Origin of the sequence: Bradyrhizobium sp. Ce-3, from assembly GCF_022835695.1 — a bacterium.
Taxonomy (GTDB): Bacteria; Pseudomonadota; Alphaproteobacteria; order Rhizobiales; family Xanthobacteraceae; genus Bradyrhizobium.
Map to the genome: position 1 here is coordinate 392,010 of NZ_BQUV01000003.1, position 15,080 is coordinate 407,089.

15 protein-coding genes are annotated in these 15,080 nt (G+C 65.2%); 5 read left to right on the forward strand and 10 right to left on the reverse strand.

Annotated elements, in window-relative coordinates; translation table 11 throughout:
- Window positions 1–170 precede the first annotated feature (170 nt).
- Complete coding sequence (locus BRSPCE3_RS12895) at window positions 171–968, forward strand: tetratricopeptide repeat protein (RefSeq protein WP_244066535.1); 798 nt, start codon at window positions 171–173, stop codon at window positions 966–968.
- Window positions 969–1,129: 161 nt separating this feature from the next.
- On the opposite strand, the gene BRSPCE3_RS12900 is transcribed toward BRSPCE3_RS12895, so the two are convergent.
- From BRSPCE3_RS12900 to BRSPCE3_RS12940, 9 genes are all read right to left on the reverse strand, one after another.
- Window positions 1,130–2,104, reverse strand: a complete 975-nt coding sequence (locus BRSPCE3_RS12900; RefSeq protein ID WP_244066186.1) for a type II secretion system F family protein — start codon at window positions 2,102–2,104, stop codon at window positions 1,130–1,132.
- 9 nt (window positions 2,105–2,113) lie between these two features.
- Window positions 2,114–3,091 carry a type II secretion system F family protein gene (locus BRSPCE3_RS12905; RefSeq protein ID WP_244066187.1) on the reverse strand — a complete coding sequence of 326 codons (978 nt, stop codon included), beginning with the start codon at window positions 3,089–3,091 and terminating at the stop codon, window positions 2,114–2,116.
- Window positions 3,092–3,102: 11 nt separating this feature from the next.
- Window positions 3,103–4,566 (reverse strand): CpaF family protein, encoded by a 1,464-nt coding sequence (locus BRSPCE3_RS12910; protein ID WP_244066188.1) that lies wholly within the window; start codon window positions 4,564–4,566, stop codon window positions 3,103–3,105.
- Between the two features lie 24 nt (window positions 4,567–4,590).
- Window positions 4,591–5,859 carry an AAA family ATPase gene (locus BRSPCE3_RS12915; RefSeq protein ID WP_244066190.1) on the reverse strand — a complete coding sequence of 423 codons (1,269 nt, stop codon included), beginning with the start codon at window positions 5,857–5,859 and terminating at the stop codon, window positions 4,591–4,593.
- Window positions 5,856–6,605 carry a CpaD family pilus assembly protein gene (locus BRSPCE3_RS12920; RefSeq protein WP_244066192.1) on the reverse strand — a complete coding sequence of 250 codons (750 nt, stop codon included), beginning with the start codon at window positions 6,603–6,605 and terminating at the stop codon, window positions 5,856–5,858. Before BRSPCE3_RS12920 ends, BRSPCE3_RS12915 begins: the two co-directional genes overlap by 4 nt.
- Window positions 6,606–6,613: 8 nt before the next feature.
- The gene (locus BRSPCE3_RS12925) at window positions 6,614–8,095 is read right to left on the reverse strand and encodes a type II and III secretion system protein family protein (protein ID WP_244066194.1); all 1,482 of its coding nucleotides are present in this window, start codon (window positions 8,093–8,095) and stop codon (window positions 6,614–6,616) included.
- 2 nt (window positions 8,096–8,097) lie between these two features.
- Window positions 8,098–8,892 (reverse strand): Flp pilus assembly protein CpaB, encoded by a 795-nt coding sequence (cpaB, locus tag BRSPCE3_RS12930; protein ID WP_244066195.1) that lies wholly within the window; start codon window positions 8,890–8,892, stop codon window positions 8,098–8,100.
- A gap of 127 nt (window positions 8,893–9,019) precedes the next feature.
- The gene (locus BRSPCE3_RS12935; RefSeq protein ID WP_244066197.1) at window positions 9,020–9,544 is read right to left on the reverse strand and encodes a prepilin peptidase; all 525 of its coding nucleotides are present in this window, start codon (window positions 9,542–9,544) and stop codon (window positions 9,020–9,022) included.
- A gap of 171 nt (window positions 9,545–9,715) precedes the next feature.
- Window positions 9,716–9,880 carry a Flp family type IVb pilin gene (locus tag BRSPCE3_RS12940; RefSeq protein WP_021076848.1) on the reverse strand — a complete coding sequence of 55 codons (165 nt, stop codon included), beginning with the start codon at window positions 9,878–9,880 and terminating at the stop codon, window positions 9,716–9,718.
- A 279-nt stretch (window positions 9,881–10,159) separates the two neighbouring features.
- On the opposite strand from BRSPCE3_RS12940, the gene BRSPCE3_RS12945 reads away from it, so the two are divergent.
- Window positions 10,160–10,990, forward strand: a complete 831-nt coding sequence (locus BRSPCE3_RS12945) for a sterol desaturase family protein (RefSeq protein ID WP_244066199.1) — start codon at window positions 10,160–10,162, stop codon at window positions 10,988–10,990.
- Between the two features lie 24 nt (window positions 10,991–11,014).
- On the forward strand, window positions 11,015–12,460 hold the full coding sequence (locus tag BRSPCE3_RS12950; RefSeq protein ID WP_244066200.1) for a hypothetical protein: 1,446 nt from the start codon (window positions 11,015–11,017) through the stop codon (window positions 12,458–12,460).
- 54 nt (window positions 12,461–12,514) lie between these two features.
- On the opposite strand, the gene BRSPCE3_RS12955 is transcribed toward BRSPCE3_RS12950, so the two are convergent.
- Window positions 12,515–13,588 carry a phosphatase PAP2 family protein gene (locus BRSPCE3_RS12955; RefSeq protein ID WP_244066201.1) on the reverse strand — a complete coding sequence of 358 codons (1,074 nt, stop codon included), beginning with the start codon at window positions 13,586–13,588 and terminating at the stop codon, window positions 12,515–12,517.
- A gap of 266 nt (window positions 13,589–13,854) precedes the next feature.
- Between BRSPCE3_RS12955 and BRSPCE3_RS12960 the strand changes: the two genes are divergently transcribed.
- On the forward strand, window positions 13,855–14,361 hold the full coding sequence (locus tag BRSPCE3_RS12960; protein WP_244066202.1) for a pilus assembly protein N-terminal domain-containing protein: 507 nt from the start codon (window positions 13,855–13,857) through the stop codon (window positions 14,359–14,361).
- Between the two features lie 170 nt (window positions 14,362–14,531).
- The gene (locus tag BRSPCE3_RS12965; protein WP_244066203.1) at window positions 14,532–15,080 is read left to right on the forward strand and encodes a TadE/TadG family type IV pilus assembly protein; all 549 of its coding nucleotides are present in this window, start codon (window positions 14,532–14,534) and stop codon (window positions 15,078–15,080) included.

A 15,080-nucleotide genomic window follows, 5' to 3' on the forward strand; every position in this document is an offset into this window, starting at 1 on the left:
CTAACACGCCTTTCATGGCGGATGGTAGCGCGCCCGCGGTTCACGTGACCTGCGGGATTGGAACCGGGCACCGCTCGCTGCAGGCGCCAGTTAACCAGACGTTAGGGTTAACAGTCTATTGCTGGCACGCTCGGCTCGATCATTTGCCCGATTTCGTGAGTCACAGTGCCATGCGTCGACAGTCCATTTTGACCCGGCATCTCGCTTCCGCAGCCCTCGTGGCGGTTTTGGCCGCAGGACTTGGCGGTTGCCAGACCATGTCCGACGTGACGGGATCGATCGCGTCCCGCTCCGACCCGGTGCCCGATGACCCGCGTCGCGGGGTCGAGATCTATGGCGAGCGCTATCGCAAGAACCCCAAGGACGTCGACGCCGCAATCGCATACGGCCAGGCGTTGCGCATGAGCGGACAGCGTTCCCAGGCCTGCGCCGTACTGGAGCAGGCCACGCTTGCCACTCCCGGCAGCAAGCCGCTGCTCGCTGCCTACGGCCGGGCGCTCGCCGACAACGGCAATTCGCAGGCCGCATTCGACGTGCTGAGCCGCGCGCACAGCCCTGATAATCCGGACTGGCGGATCCTGTCGGTACAGGGCACCACGCTCGACAAGCTGAACCGGCACGACGAAGCGCGGCGCTATTACGCCAGCGCGCTGCGACTGGCCCCGGACGAGCCGTCGGTGCTGTCCAATCTCGGTCTGTCCTACATGCTGACCAAGGAATTGCCGAAAGCGGAAGAGACGCTGCGCCAAGCCTATGCCAGCGCCCGCGCCGACACCAGGATCCGGCAGAACCTCGCGCTCGTCGTCGGCCTGCAGGGCCGCTTCGCCGAGGCCGAGACGATCGTCAAGGCCGACCTGCCGGCCGACGAGGCGGCGGCCAATGTCGCCTACCTCCGCGACATGCTGAACCGCAAGGACGGCCCGCGCATTTCATCGCGCGCCGCACCCGTCGTCGCCAGGGACGACTAGCCAATATGGCCACCTTCCAGACCTCTCCTTGAAAAAGGGGGCCTTCGCTCGTCGAGCAAAGCGGTGGGGATCATCTCTCTCCATGTGCAGCGGTGTCTGCGGCTGACCCCCATCCCGGCCTTCCCCCTTTCAGGGGGAAGGAGAAGGGCGGCCGGCGCAGCTCAATGCATCGCGGCGATCTTGATGTAGGACGGCCCGAGGATCACGATGAACAGGCAGGGCAGGAAGAACAGGATCATCGGCACGGTCAGCTTGGGCGGCAGCGCGGCGGCCTTCTTCTCGGCCTCGTTCATCCGCATGTCGCGGTTCTCCTGCGCCATCACGCGCAGGCTCTGGCCGAGCGGCGTGCCGTAGCGTTCGGATTGCTGCAAGGCCATGCACACCGACTTCACGCCTTCGAGCCCGGTGCGGCGCGCCAGGTTCTCATAGGCGGATTTGCGGTCCTGCAAATAGGACAATTCAGCGGTCGTCAGCGCGAACTCCTCCGACAGCGCGATCGACTGTCCGGCGATCTCGTTCGCGACCTTTCGGAACGCGACCTCGACCGACATGCCGGACTCGATGCAGATCAGCAGCAGGTCGAGCGAATCCGGAAAGGCGCGCTTGATCTGGAGCTGGCGCTTGGAGATCGCATTCTTCAGGAACAGCATCGGCGCCTGCAGGCCGGCATAGGCCGCGCCGACGCAGATGCCGATCTTGAGCGTGAGCGACCAGTTCGCGCCCGCGATGAAGAACGTATAGATGATGGCGAACACCAGCATCAAGACCGGCGTGATCGCGCGCGCTGCCAGGAAATAGACATAGGGGGCGTGGCCGCGATAGCCCGCCATCACCAGCTTCTCGATCGCCGCTTCCTGGGCCAGCCATTTGGTGAGGTTGAGGTCATCCACCATCTTGGAGACGGCCTGCTTCGGCGTCTGCCGCAGCGTCACCTTTTCCGACTTCGAGAGCCGTTCGCGCTCGCGCTGCCGGAGGCGCTCGCGCTCGCTGGCGACCGCCTTCATGCGCTTGTTGAGATCGCCGCCGGCGAGCAGCGGCATCACCAGCGTGTAGACCGTCGCGCTTGCCGCGAAGAAGGCAAGCAGCATCGTCATGAACCTGACGTCGTGGAGCTTGGCAATCAGAATATCAATCATGCTGCACCGTCAGAAATCGAAATTGATCATCTTCTTCATCACCAGCACGCCGCACGTCATCCAGAGCGCGCAACCGACCAGCATCAGCTGGCCCATCGAGTTGGTCCACAGCAGGGCGATGTAATCCGGCGTCGTCAGGAACACGAGGATCATCACGATCGGCGGCAGCGAGCCGATGATGGCGGCGGAGGCCTTGGCTTCCATCGACATCGCCTGGATCTTCTCGGCCATCTTCTTGCGGTCGCGCAGCACGCGCGACAAATTGCCGAGTGCCTCCGACAGATTGCCGCCGGACTTCTGCTGGATCGCGATCACGATGCCGAAGAAGTTCGCCTCCGGCAGCGGCATCCGTTCATAGAGCCGGGCACAGGCCTCGCCGAGCGGCATGCCGATCGCCTGGGTCTCGATGATCGCGAGGAACTCGCTGCGCAGCGGCTCCGATGCGTCATTGACCACCGCCTTGAGCGATTCGAACAGCGGCAGGCCGGCCTTGATGCCGCGCACGATGACGTCGACGGCGTCGGGCAGCGCCTTGAGGAAGGCCTTCTCCCGGCGCTTCTTCAGCCAGCCGAGCAGCCAGCGCGGTGCGCCGAGGCCCATGGCAAAGCCGATGCCGGCCGCGCCGAGCATGCCGCCGCCGGCGAGGAACGCGGCGCCGAACCCGAACAGGCCGAGCGCGCCGGAGATCATCCAGAATTTCTGCTCGGACCACTCCAGGCCGGCCTGCGAGATGCGCACGCCGAGCGGGACCTTCCTGTCCTTCTGGCGCCGCGCCTCGAGCTCCTTCAGCGATCCTTCGACCTGCTCGCGGCGGGAGCGCTGCGTGCGGTCGGTGCTTCGCGTCGTCGTGGGCTCGCTGCGCGCCACCGTCGCGCGACGCGACTCGGCCTTCTTCTCCCCCGAGAGGTACGGGTACAGGAAGACCCATGCGATGCCGCCCACCGTGGTGGCAGCGAGGAAGGCCAGGGCAAGGGTTTGCGTCTGCATCCTGCGTTCCCCTAGACCGGCGCCGGCGCGTCGGAGGCGTCCAGCGCCGCCGCCAGCCGCTTCTCTTCATTGTAGTAACGCGCACGCTCCCAGAAGCGCGGCCGGCCGATGCCGGTCGAGCGGTGCTTGCCGATGATCTTGCCGTTGGCGTCTTCCCCGACCACGTCGTAGAGGAAGATGTCCTGGGTGATGATGGTGTCGCCTTCCATGCCCATCACCTCGGTGATGTGGGTGATGCGGCGCGAGCCGTCGCGCAGGCGCGCGGCCTGCACGATGATGTCGACCGAGGCGCAGATCATCTCGCGGATGGTCCGGGACGGAAGCGAAAACCCGCCCATGGTGATCATGGATTCGCAGCGCGACAGCGCTTCGCGGGGATTGTTGGCGTGCAGCGTACCCATCGAGCCGTCATGGCCGGTGTTCATCGCCTGCAGCAGGTCGAACGCTTCGGGTCCGCGGACTTCGCCGACGATGATCCGCTCGGGACGCATACGCAGGCAGTTGCGCACCAGTTCGCGCATCGTGACCTGGCCCTCGCCCTCGATGTTCGGCGGCCGGGTTTCCAGCCGCACCACATGCGGCTGTTGCAGCTGAAGTTCGGCGGCATCTTCGCAGGTGATGATGCGTTCGTCGTGCTCGATATAGTTGGTCAGGCAGTTCAGCAGCGTGGTCTTGCCCGAACCGGTGCCGCCGGAGATGATCACGTTGCAGCGGACCCGGCCGATGATCTGCAGGATGGTCGCCCCTTCCGGCGTGATCGCGCCGAACTTGACGAGCTGGTCCAGCGTCAGCTTGTCCTTCTTGAATTTGCGGATGGTGAGCGCGGGCCCGTCGATCGCCAGCGGCGGCACGATGGCGTTGACGCGGGAGCCGTCGGCGAGGCGGGCGTCGCAGATCGGCGAGGATTCGTCGACGCGGCGGCCGACCTGGCTGACGATGCGCTGGCAGATATTGAGCAGCTGCTGGTTGTCGCGAAAGCGGATGCCGGTGCGCTGGATCTTGCCGGCGACTTCGATGAACACGGTGCCCGCGCCGTTGACCATGATGTCGGCGATGTCGTCGCGCGACAGCAGCGGCTCCAGCGGGCCGTAGCCGAGCACGTCGTTGCAGATGTCGTCGAGCAGCTCTTCCTGCTCGGCGATCGACATCACGATGTTCTTGATCGCGATGATCTCGTTGACGATGTCGCGGATTTCCTCGCGCGCCGACTCGCTGTCGAGCTTGGCGAGCTGGGCGAGATCGATCGCCTCGATCAGGGCGCCGAAGATCGTTGCCTTGACCTGGTAGTAATTGTCGGAGCGGCGGGCTTCGACGGCGGGAGCGGGCGGCGGCTTGCTCGGCGCCAGCGGCGGCGACGAGATCGTCGGTGCGACGGGCTCGCGCACCATCGCAGACGAGCCGGCAGGTTCCGGCGCCTGAAAAGCGGGCTTGGGTGCCCGCACGTCCCCATCGTTTCCGCTACGCTTACCAAACACGACGTCTTGACTCCATGCGGACCACTATTTGGACCGCAGCTTTTCGAGCAGGGGCGACAGGAAGGACCCCCTCGGCTTCTTGGTCTCGCCGCGGCCTGTCAGCCGCTGCGCCATCTGCAGGAACATCTCGACCGCGCGGTGATTGGCGGAAATTTCCGCGATCATCTGGCCGTTATTGGCGGCCGACCCGAAGATCTGCGGATCGAACGGGATCGCGGCGATCGGCTGGCTCTCGATCGCCTTGGCGAACTCGCCCGCCGCGATCTCCGGACGCTTCGGCACGCCGACCTGGTTCAGGCAGTACAAGGGCGCGCGGTCGTTGGGCCGCGACGCCTTCAGCAGGTCGAACATGTTCTTGGCGTTGCGCAGATTGGCGAGGTCGGGCGCCGCCACGATCAGGATGTCGTCGGCCGCGATCAACGCGCGCTTGGTCCAGCCGGACCATTGGTGCGGCACGTCGAGCACGATGCAGGGCATCGTGGTGCGCAGCGTATCGAAGATCGCATCGAACGCCTCGGCGCCGAAATCGTAGACCTTGTCGAGCGTCGCCGGCGCCGCCAGCAGGCTCAGATGATCGGTGCATTTCGACAGCAGCCGGTCGACGAAGGCGGTATCGACGCGGTCCGGCGAGAACACCGCATCGGCGATGCCCTGCGCCGGATCCTGGTTGTAGTTGAGGCCGGCGGTGCCGAACGCGAGGTCGAGGTCGGCGACCACGGAATCGAGCGCCAGATCGCGGGCGATCGCCCAGGCGACATTGTGGGCGATGGTCGAGGCGCCGACGCCGCCCTTGGCGCCGACCACGGCGACGATGCGGCCGACCGCCTTGGCTTCCGGCGCCGAGAACAGGTTGCAGATCGCGCGCACCACGTCGATCGCATGTGCCGGCGCGATCACATAGTCGCTGACGCCGCGGCGCACCAGCTCGCGATACAGCGTGACGTCGTTGATCCGGCCGATCACCACCACGCGGGTGCCGGCGTCGCACACCGTGGCAAGCTGATCGAGGCCGGCCAGGATGTCGCCGCGGCCCTCGGTCTCGAGGATGATGACATTGGGGGTCGGCGCCGAGCGGTAGGCCTCGATGGCGGCCGCCATGCCGCCCATCTGGATCTTGAGATGTGCCTTGGCCAGCCGTCGATCCTCGCCGGCCGACTGCACGGCGGCGGCGGTCTCGACCGTTTCGCAGAACGCCTGGACCGAAACCCGTGGCGCCGGAGCAATATGGTCGTCCACGGCCTGCGGCGGGGCGTCCATCTGCTCTTCGGAGTTTTGCTGCGCGTAGGTGATCATTTTCCTGTGTCGCTTAGCTTGGCCCTGTCGGCCTCGGGATAGGTCGTGGCGGTGGTCGTGCCCTTGCGATACTTCTCGAAGGCGATGTTACGACGCGGCGTGTAGGCAGGGGTTTCCGCGCGCGGCTGCACGAGGTCGGTCGGGTCTTCGACCATGGCTGCGAGGTTGCGCTGATTGGCGCAGCCGAAATTGTAGTACTGCTTGTTCTGGATGTAGGACCCGTTGTGAATCGACGGGCCGAGATCCTCCGGCCAGAGACCGCAGGGTCCGGCCTCCGCCTTCATCTTTGGATAGTTGACGCGGATCGCAGGCATCAGGCGCGGATTCTCGGGACGATATTTGCGGACCAGGATCCCGCGCGGCGGCACGCCGGCGGCGGCGAAAGTCGCCTGGATCTCGCGCAGCGATTCCTGGGCGGGCCGTGCGTTCGCCGTGTCGGTGGGCACGTCGATGGTGACGGCGCCGGTTCCTTCGCGCATCCAGTCCTGCGCCATTCCCATCACCTCGGCGCGCTGCTCTGCGGTCAGGCCGCCGCGGCTGCGGCCGACAAAGACCACGATCGAGCGGTCGGCCTCGGTGACCGCGATCGGATGGCGCAGGCGATAGTCGGCCGGCGAATCCGCCATCGCGAAACTGTTGTCGGCGGCGTGCTGGCAGGCGCCCAGCATCATGGCAAGACTGACGAGCGCTCCGGCAAGACCGATGCGCTTGTAATCGGCGGGTGTCCTGGATGTGGTCTGTGTCATCGTCCGCCTCAGTCGGTAATGAAGCCGTAGGTGCCGCGGTAATTACGTGCCGGCTCGGTGGTGCGGCCGGGCGCGCCATAGATGCGATTGAGGCTGCCCAGCAGGTCGGCCTGCGGATCGGACGCGTTGGCGAAACCGTCATCCGGACGCGACAGGTCTTTCTGCGCCACCGCGCGAACGACATAGGGCGTCACCAGAACCATCAGTTCGGTCTGGTTGTTGACGAAGTCGCGGCTGCGGAACAGCGTGCCGAGCACCGGCAGCGAGGCCAGTCCGGGCAGGCCGTTGATCGCCTGCTTGGTCTGGTCCTGGATCAGGCCGGCCATGGCCATCGAGCCGCCCGAGGGAATTTCCAGCGTGGTCTCGGCGCGCCGGGTCTTGATCGAGGGGATCGTCGTGCCGCCGGCACCGCCGGTCAGCGCGTTCTCGGTCGAGACTTCCGACACTTCCGTCATCACGCGCAGGCTGATGCGTCCCTCGGTCAGCACCACCGGCGTGAAGTTGAGCGAAATGCCGAATTTCTTGAAGCTGACGGTCTGGACGCAATTCCCGATCGTGCCCGTCGACGAGGTCTGACAGGTGACGCCGGTCGGAATTGGAAATTCGCCGCCGGAGATGAAGGTCGCCGATTCGCCCGAGATCGCGGTCAGGTTCGGTTCGGCCAGCGTCCGCACGACGCCGGCGCTCTCCATGGCGCGGATCGTCGCCGACACCGACGATCCGAACGACGTGGTGAGGGCATTGCCGGCAACCAGCGGCGCGCTGTTGGCCGTGAACGGGTTGCTGTTGGCGAATTTCACCACGGTCGTGCCGTAGTTGAGGTTCGCGGTGAGGTCGATGCCGAGCTGCTTGATCAGGCTGCGCGCGACCTCGGCGACCGTGACTTTCAGCATCACCTGGTCGCGGCCGCGGACCGCGATGGAGTTGACGACCTTTTCGGGACCGCCGACCAGCCGCGCGGCGATCTCGCCGGCCTGCTGCGCCTCGACCGGGGTCGCGGCGCTCCCGGTCAGCACGACGCCGTCGCCGACGCCCTCGATCTGGATATCGGAATTCGGCATCGCCGCGCGCAGCGCGGCGCGCACGCCGTTGAGGTCGCGCTTGACGGCGATGTCATAGGCCGCGATCTGCTGGCCTGCGGCATCGAAGAACACGATGTTGGTCTGGCCGACCGTCGCGCCGATGATGTAGGCGCGTTGCGCAGAGCGGACCACGGCGTTGGCGATCTTGGGATCGGCGACCAGCACGTCCTTGATGTCCCGGGGCAGGTCGATCACCACCGACTTGCCGACGCCGAGGGCGAGAAAACGCGCGTTCATCTGGCCGTCGGCCGTGCTGGGAGCCGGCGCGGCACGGTAGTCGCTCGCCACCACCGGCGTCAGCGCCGGGTTGAGCGTGAGCGCCGCGACGGCCGAGAACGACAATGCGCGGACCATGAAGGCCCGCATCGTCCGTTGAGTTGCCCCGCCCTTCATCACGTGTGTCCTCATGCTCACTTCTGCATCGTCGCCTGGTTGGCAACGCCGAAGCGGATGACGTTGATCGTCTCACCGCGCTTCTGGTGGTTGTCGTCGCTCTTGGTCTCGGGCGCGTTGTTGTCGGCGATGCTGCGCAGCGCCAGCGACAGGACGCCGCTCTGCCGTGCGCGCGCCAGCGTCTCGGTCTGTTCGGGCTTCAGCTCCAGCGTCACCGTCTTGCCGATCAGCGCGTTGGTGCCGTCCTTCTCCTTCGGCGCCTGGTCGATCGCGAGCACGCGGACATTGGTCAGGATGACTTCGGAATTGACGATGTCGGCGCCGTTGCGATCCGGATTCTTGTCCCGCTTCGACAACAGGACGTCGACCCGGTCATTCGGCAGGATGAAGCCGCCGGCGCCGGTCTCGGGCGAGATTTCGGTCGATACCGCCCGCATGCCGGTCGGCAGGATCGCGGCCATGAAGCCGCTTCCGTCGGCCTTGACGAGCTTCTGCTCGCGGATCGGCTCGCCCTGGATGAACGGGGCGCGCGCGATCGAGCCGGTGACGTCCTTGATGGCGTCGGCGTTGCTGTCCTTGCGCATGAAGCTGGCGCTGGCGGTTGCCGCCGGCCAGGTCTGCCATTGCACGTCGTCGGGCTTCACGGCCTGGCCGAGGCCGATGTCGGTGCGTGCGACCAGGATGTCAACCGTGGGCAGCTGCGCGACCGGCGGAGGAGCCGCGGGCTTGTCGTCGCTTCCGCTCGCCAAATAGAGCGCCGCAAGGCCGGCGCAGCCTGCGATAGCCAAGACCAGAATGCGGGCCCTATCCATTACGCTTCACTTTCCACATGACGCCGCGACGCTGCCGCCGCCGTGATGGGAGTTGACCAGCTATTCGTCAAAGCATGGTTAATGAGGCGTATCTAAATCGCCTTAACGGGCGGTTACCGCTGCTTTCTCAAAGCATCGCGAGGTGCGCGAGATTGATCGTCTTGATCCAGTCGGTCTCGGGGTAGATCAGGAGAGCACCGAGGGCGAGGGCGATGCCGTAGGGGATGCCGGTGTGTTTGTCGTGCAGGCGGCTGAGCCAGGCCTGGGACGCGAGCCGATAGGGCAGCGGCCACTGCCGCAGCTGCAGCAGCAGCACGGTCAGCGCACCGCCGAACAGCGACGCGAACACCAGATAGGGGAGCAGGTGCTCGAACCCGAACCACAGACCTGCCGCGGCCGCGACCTTGGCGTCGCCGCCGCCGACCCAGCCCATCGCAAACATGCCGAACGCCACCACCAGGACCAGCGCACCGGCGCCGGCATGGCTGAGGATCTCGTGGATGCCCATTCCGGTCAGCGGCGCGAGGATGAAGAAGCCGGCCACCAGCGCCAGCGAGATCCGGTTCGGGATCGTCATGGTCAGGAGATCGCTCGCCGCCGCGAAGGCCATCAGGGCCGGAAACAGCATCAAGCGTGCGATGTCGAGGATCATGGATTCATGCCGTCAAGCTGGAGCTGCGGTCGAGACCCGACGCTAGCGGCCAATGGTGAACATTCGGGAAAGGCTGCCATCGCCGCAATCGGGGCGCCGATCACCTGTCCCCCAAATAGCAAAGGTCCCGGGGGTTACCGGGACCTTTGATGCGAATTCGTCGGACCCGGCTTACTTCAGCGAACCGGCGATCGTGCTGAAGGTGCCCGAGAGATTCTTGCCGACGCCGTTGACTGCCGCGATGATCGCGATGGCGATACCGGTGGCGATCAGGCCGTATTCGATGGCGGTCGCGCCGGATTCGTCCTTCACGAAGCGCGAAACGAGGTTCTTCATAAATTCACTCCTGTGTACACGTGGCTGGTCGAACTAGTTTTGGTCCCGTCGGCGTTCTCAGCACCGTGACCATTGCGGCAACGTACGGATCGACAATTTCGGTGCAGTTAATTTGATCGTATAAACACCGCGGGAACCCGCAGTTGTTGGGCACAGTAAATTTGGCATTAAGCGGCCCGCTAAGATTGCAGATTGTTGCCGCGGCCGGCTGCCGGCACCTGTTCACGGCTCCTTAAGCGCCCATCTGTACCCATGGGGCTTCCGTCAAATGAGGTCGTGATGCCCGCCCTTCCCCTTGAAGTCATCGAGATGATCGGCGAGACGATGATGAAGGTGCTGCCGATCACGGTCGCGCTGGCCGTGTTCTTCTCGGTGCTCACCCATTTCTGGGCCTGCAATCCCGGCAAGCCGTGGTGGCAGAAGCGCGAGCTGGTCACCGACATCTGCTACTGGTTCTTCGTGCCGGTGTTCGCCCGCGTGCTGCGCATCGGGCTGCTGGTGGTGGGCGCCGCCGCGGTGTTCAACGTTCACGGCGCCGATGACCTGATCGCGTTCTACGAGAACGGGCACGGCCCGCTGGCGCAGCTTCCGCTGTGGCTGCAATCGATCATCTTCCTGGTCGGCTCCGATTTCATGCTGTACTGGCTGCACCGCATGTTCCACGGCGGCGGCTTCTGGAAGTATCACGCCATTCATCACTCGTCCGAGGATCTTGAGTGGATCTCAGCGGCGCGTTTCCATCCGGTCAATCTTCTGGTCGGCACGATCACGGTCGACGTCATCCTGCTGATGGCGGGCATCTCGCCTAACATCATGCTGTGGGTCGGGCCGTTCACCACATTCCACTCGGCATTCGTGCACGCCAATCTGAACTGGACGCTCGGTCCGTTCAAATACGTGATCGCGACGCCGGTGTTTCACCGCTGGCATCACACCGGGCTCGAGGAGGGTGGCGACACCAATTTCGCGGGCACGTTTCCGCTCTGGGATATTCTGTTCGGAACGTACCGCATGCCCGAAGGCAAGCTTCCGGAAGATTACGGTGTCGACGCCGGGCAGGGCGTGCCGACCGAGATCGGCGGACAGTTGGCCTATCCGTTCCGGCAGTGACGCCGTTGGCCGGCCGGTGCCGTCATGAGCACTGAGACCGCGACGTTCCCGCGGGCGAAAGCCTCCGCCTTCACCGAGATCCCGGCCTGGTTCTGGATCGCATGCGGCGTCTATGCGCTGCTCTTGACCGTCGGCGGCCGGCTGCTCGCCGATCCCGACACCTACTGGCAGATTGCCGTCGGCCGCTGGATCCTCGATCACCACGCGCTGCCGTCGGTCGACATCTATTCGTTCACCAAGGCCGGCGAGCCGTGGGTGTCGTCGTCATGGCTGGCGCAGGTGCTGTTCGCGAAGGCCTATGACCTCGCCGGATGGACCGGGCCCGCGGCGCTGGCCGCGGCCTGCAGCGCCGCCACTTTCGCGCTGCTCGCCGCCATCCTCGGCCGTGCGCTGCCGCCGGTCTATGCGAGCCTGGTCGCCCTTGCGGCGCTGGTTCTGACCTGCCAGCACCTGCTGGCCCGCCCGCATGTGCTGGTGATGCCCATCATGATCGTCTGGGCGAATGGCCTGATGACCGCCAGCGAACGCCGCGAGGCGCCCTCGTTCTGGCTGCTGCCGTTGATTGCGCTGTGGGGCAACCTGCACGGCAGCTTTCTGTTCGGCCTGGTCCTGGCCGCCGCCTTTGCGCTCGATGCGATGTGGAATGCCCTGCCGGCCCAGCGGCCGGCGCTGGCGTTGCGCTGGGCGGCGTTCGGCATCGGTGCGCTGGCGGCGTGCTGCGTTACTCCATATGGCTGGGGCTCGATCCTCGCCTCGCTCAGGATTCTCGGTCTCGGCGAATTGCTGAATCTCATCACGGAGTGGCGGCCGGCGAATTTCAGCGAGATCGACGCGTTCGGAGTGTCCATCCTCGGCCTGATCGGTGCCGCGCTCTATTGCCGGGTGAAGTTGCCGCTGCCGCGCATCGTCCTGGTGCTGGGCCTGCTGCACATGGCGTTGTCTCACGTCAGAAATCTCGAGCTCTTCGCCCTGCTGCTGCCGCTGGCGGTGCTGACGCCGGTCGCAACCCAGTTCGGGTTGCGTGCCGCCGCCGCCCTCCGTTTGAGGGCCGCTCCGGCAGTTATCCTTGTCGTCGCGCTGTGCGCGCTGACCTCGCTCGTCGCGGCGCGCCAGGCCATATCGCCACCGCCGGTCTATGCGCCGGCTGCCGCCGTCGACGCGATGAAGGCGTACAATGCCAAGCGCGTGCTCAACGATCTGGAGTTCGGCGGCTATCTGATCTGGCGTCAGATGCCGGTGTTCATCGACGGGCGCGCCGAGCTCTACGGTGAGACGTTCGGGATGACTTTCTACCGCGCGCTTCAGCTCAAGGACGTCAACGGCTTTCTCGATCTTCTCAAGACCCGCGACATCGATGCGGTGATGCTCGATCCGGCCACGCCGGCCTCCAGATTGCTGGATCACATCGGCGGATGGCGGCGTCTCTATGCCGACGAGCGCGTGGTGGTTCACGTCCGCGCCGGCGGCTGAAGCCGTTGCGGCGAGGTCGCGCGGCCGTGGAAGGGATACCGCTATTGCTGCGGCCTAGGCCGTGCGCACCGACGGCCTCGCAGAGCGACGAACCACCAGGATGGCGGCAATGGTCAGGCCGCCGCCGGCCAGCACGTCGGCGAGGTGATGGCCGCCCACCGGCATCGTCGCCACGATCATCGTGGCATTGACGACCAGCACGGGAATGACGAGCCAGCGCGTGTCACGCGCTGCATAGGTGGTCATGACGCCGAGCATGGTATGAAACGAGGGAAAGCTGACGATGCCGTCGACCGCCGACAGGTCGACCACCGAGAGCGATCCGTCGCGCAACATCGCGAAGGTTCGGCCGAACGTCCACATCTCGCCGTGCGCGGCGAAGTTCGCGTAACTGGGCGGTGCGGGATTGAAATAGGCGAACGCGCCCGCGGCCAGAATCAGCCACATGCCGATGCACAGCGCGACCGCGCTCAGGCTGAGCACCGCGATGAATTCCGCGAGCCGGTCGCCACGCCGTTGCAGGATGAGCCACACCAGGACCACCTGGGACAATACGCCGGTGCTTTGATAGGCCGTGGTCAGCAGCGTCGCGATCAGCGAGTTCGAATTGGTCGCAGCCAGGAAGCTCGGCCAGTCGAAGCCGAGCAGATGATCGACGCCGGCCAGCACGTCGTCTCCGAGCGGCAGCTTCGATGCTGCGATCAGGTAGCTGAGCGTGCTGCCCGCGGTCAGCAGCGCGCTGATCGGCAGGAGTGCACGCCAGAACAACTCGGTCGCAAACAGGCCCCATCGCAACATGACGGCCGGGCGTCGTTGGTCGGTGCCGAGCCGCCTGGAGGCGAAAGTGATGAACGCGGCGGCAATCCCGTAATACGCGATGCATTTCAGGATCGCGATCCAGTTCGAGGCCGCGAATGAAAGGCCGGAGTTCGGCAGCCAGATGATGTCGGCGAGGGTGCATGCGACGATGCAGGACCAGACGATCGCCATGTGGCGCTGCGCGGCATCGCCAAAGTCGCTGAACATCAACCAGCGCGCGGCGGCGTCACGGATCCGGATCGGGTCGACGATCAGGCCGCGCGCGCCGGAATCGACGGCGCGCTTCTCGATTCTTGATATCGACGACACCTGCTGCCCCGCGGTTGTGGCTGGCGCAGAAACTGCTTGGAGACTCTTAAGATAGCTATAATCGCGGACCGACGGGTGCGATGGCGCCGCCGATGCAACCAGCGCTCGGGGCGGGTCGGCGTGTCGGCCCGGGTCGTCGTGACATCTAAGCAATTCGGCGGTCGATTTTTGCTCTTCTTAAATGAATTGCCGTCAGATTTGCCTGCGTCGGGCGCCGGTCCGCTGCGTATCGTTTTTGCCGGCTCGTTAACGTCCCGGGGTAGAGTATGTCGTTTCAGTCCCAACCTATTCGCGCCGTCACGCGCATTGCAATCATCTCGCTGGCCGCAGCCGTGCTGCTGGGGCCCGCGCACGCAACGGCTGCGCCGGATCCCGACAGGATCGCGGTCAATGTCGATCAGGCCAAGCTCGTCAAGCTGCCCGGCGGCATTGCCACGATCGTGGTCGGCAATCCCTTGATCGCCGACGTCACCCTGCAGAATGGCGGGGTCGTCGTCGTGACCGGCAAGGGCTATGGCGCGACCAATTTCATCGCCCTCGACCGCACCGGCCAGGTGCTGGTGGATCGCCAGATCCAGGTCGAAGGTCCGAGCGACCAGCTCGTCACCGTCTATCGCGGCGTCGATCGCGAGACCTACACCTGCATGCCGGTCTGTCAGCGCCGCATCACGCTCGGCGATGGCGAGACCTATTTCCGCGCGACCATGGAACAGGCCGGGACGCTCAACAGCCAGGCGTCCGGCTCTGGCGGCGCCGGCAAGCCGCAGAATTGACGCGTGTCCGCTCCGGCGCCGCGCACGCCGGGGCCGCGGCCGATCGCGGGCCGTTGCTCGATATGGTTAGCAAAGAGCTAACGGATCGGGTCGCCCTGTCTCGATCCGGCGAAATAGTTCGACAATGAGTTTTGGGTAGTTGTTGCCGCCATGTTGATCCGGGGTCGTTGATGCCGCTGCCCACTCGCTCCTTCGCGAGCCTCCTCCGTCGCTTTCACCGCAACCGCCGTGGCGTGACCGCGGTCGAATTCGCGCTGGTCGCGCCGCTGTTTTTCGGGCTGCTGTTTGCGATCATCGAAGTGGCCATGATCTTCTTTGCCAGCCAGGTGCTCGAGACGGTGACGCAGGATTCCTCGCGCATGATCATGACCGGTCAGGCCCAGGGCGCAAATTATACCCAGCAGCAGTTCAAGGACTTCGTCTGCGGGCGGGTCAACGCGTTGTTCGATTGCACCAACGGTGTCTATGTCGACGTGCGCAGCTATCCGGCGACGAGCTTTTCCACCGTCAACCTCACGCCGATCACCGATCCGACCCAGGTGAAATGGTGTCCCGGCAAGGACGGCGACGTCGTCGTGGTGCGGCTGTTCTATCAGTGGCCGCTGTTCGTCACCAAGCTTTTCGCCTCCACCAACCTCACCAACGGCAAGCGGCTGCTGATTGCGACCGCGACGTTCAAGAACGAGCCCTCCGGAACGGCCGGGACGACATGCTCATGA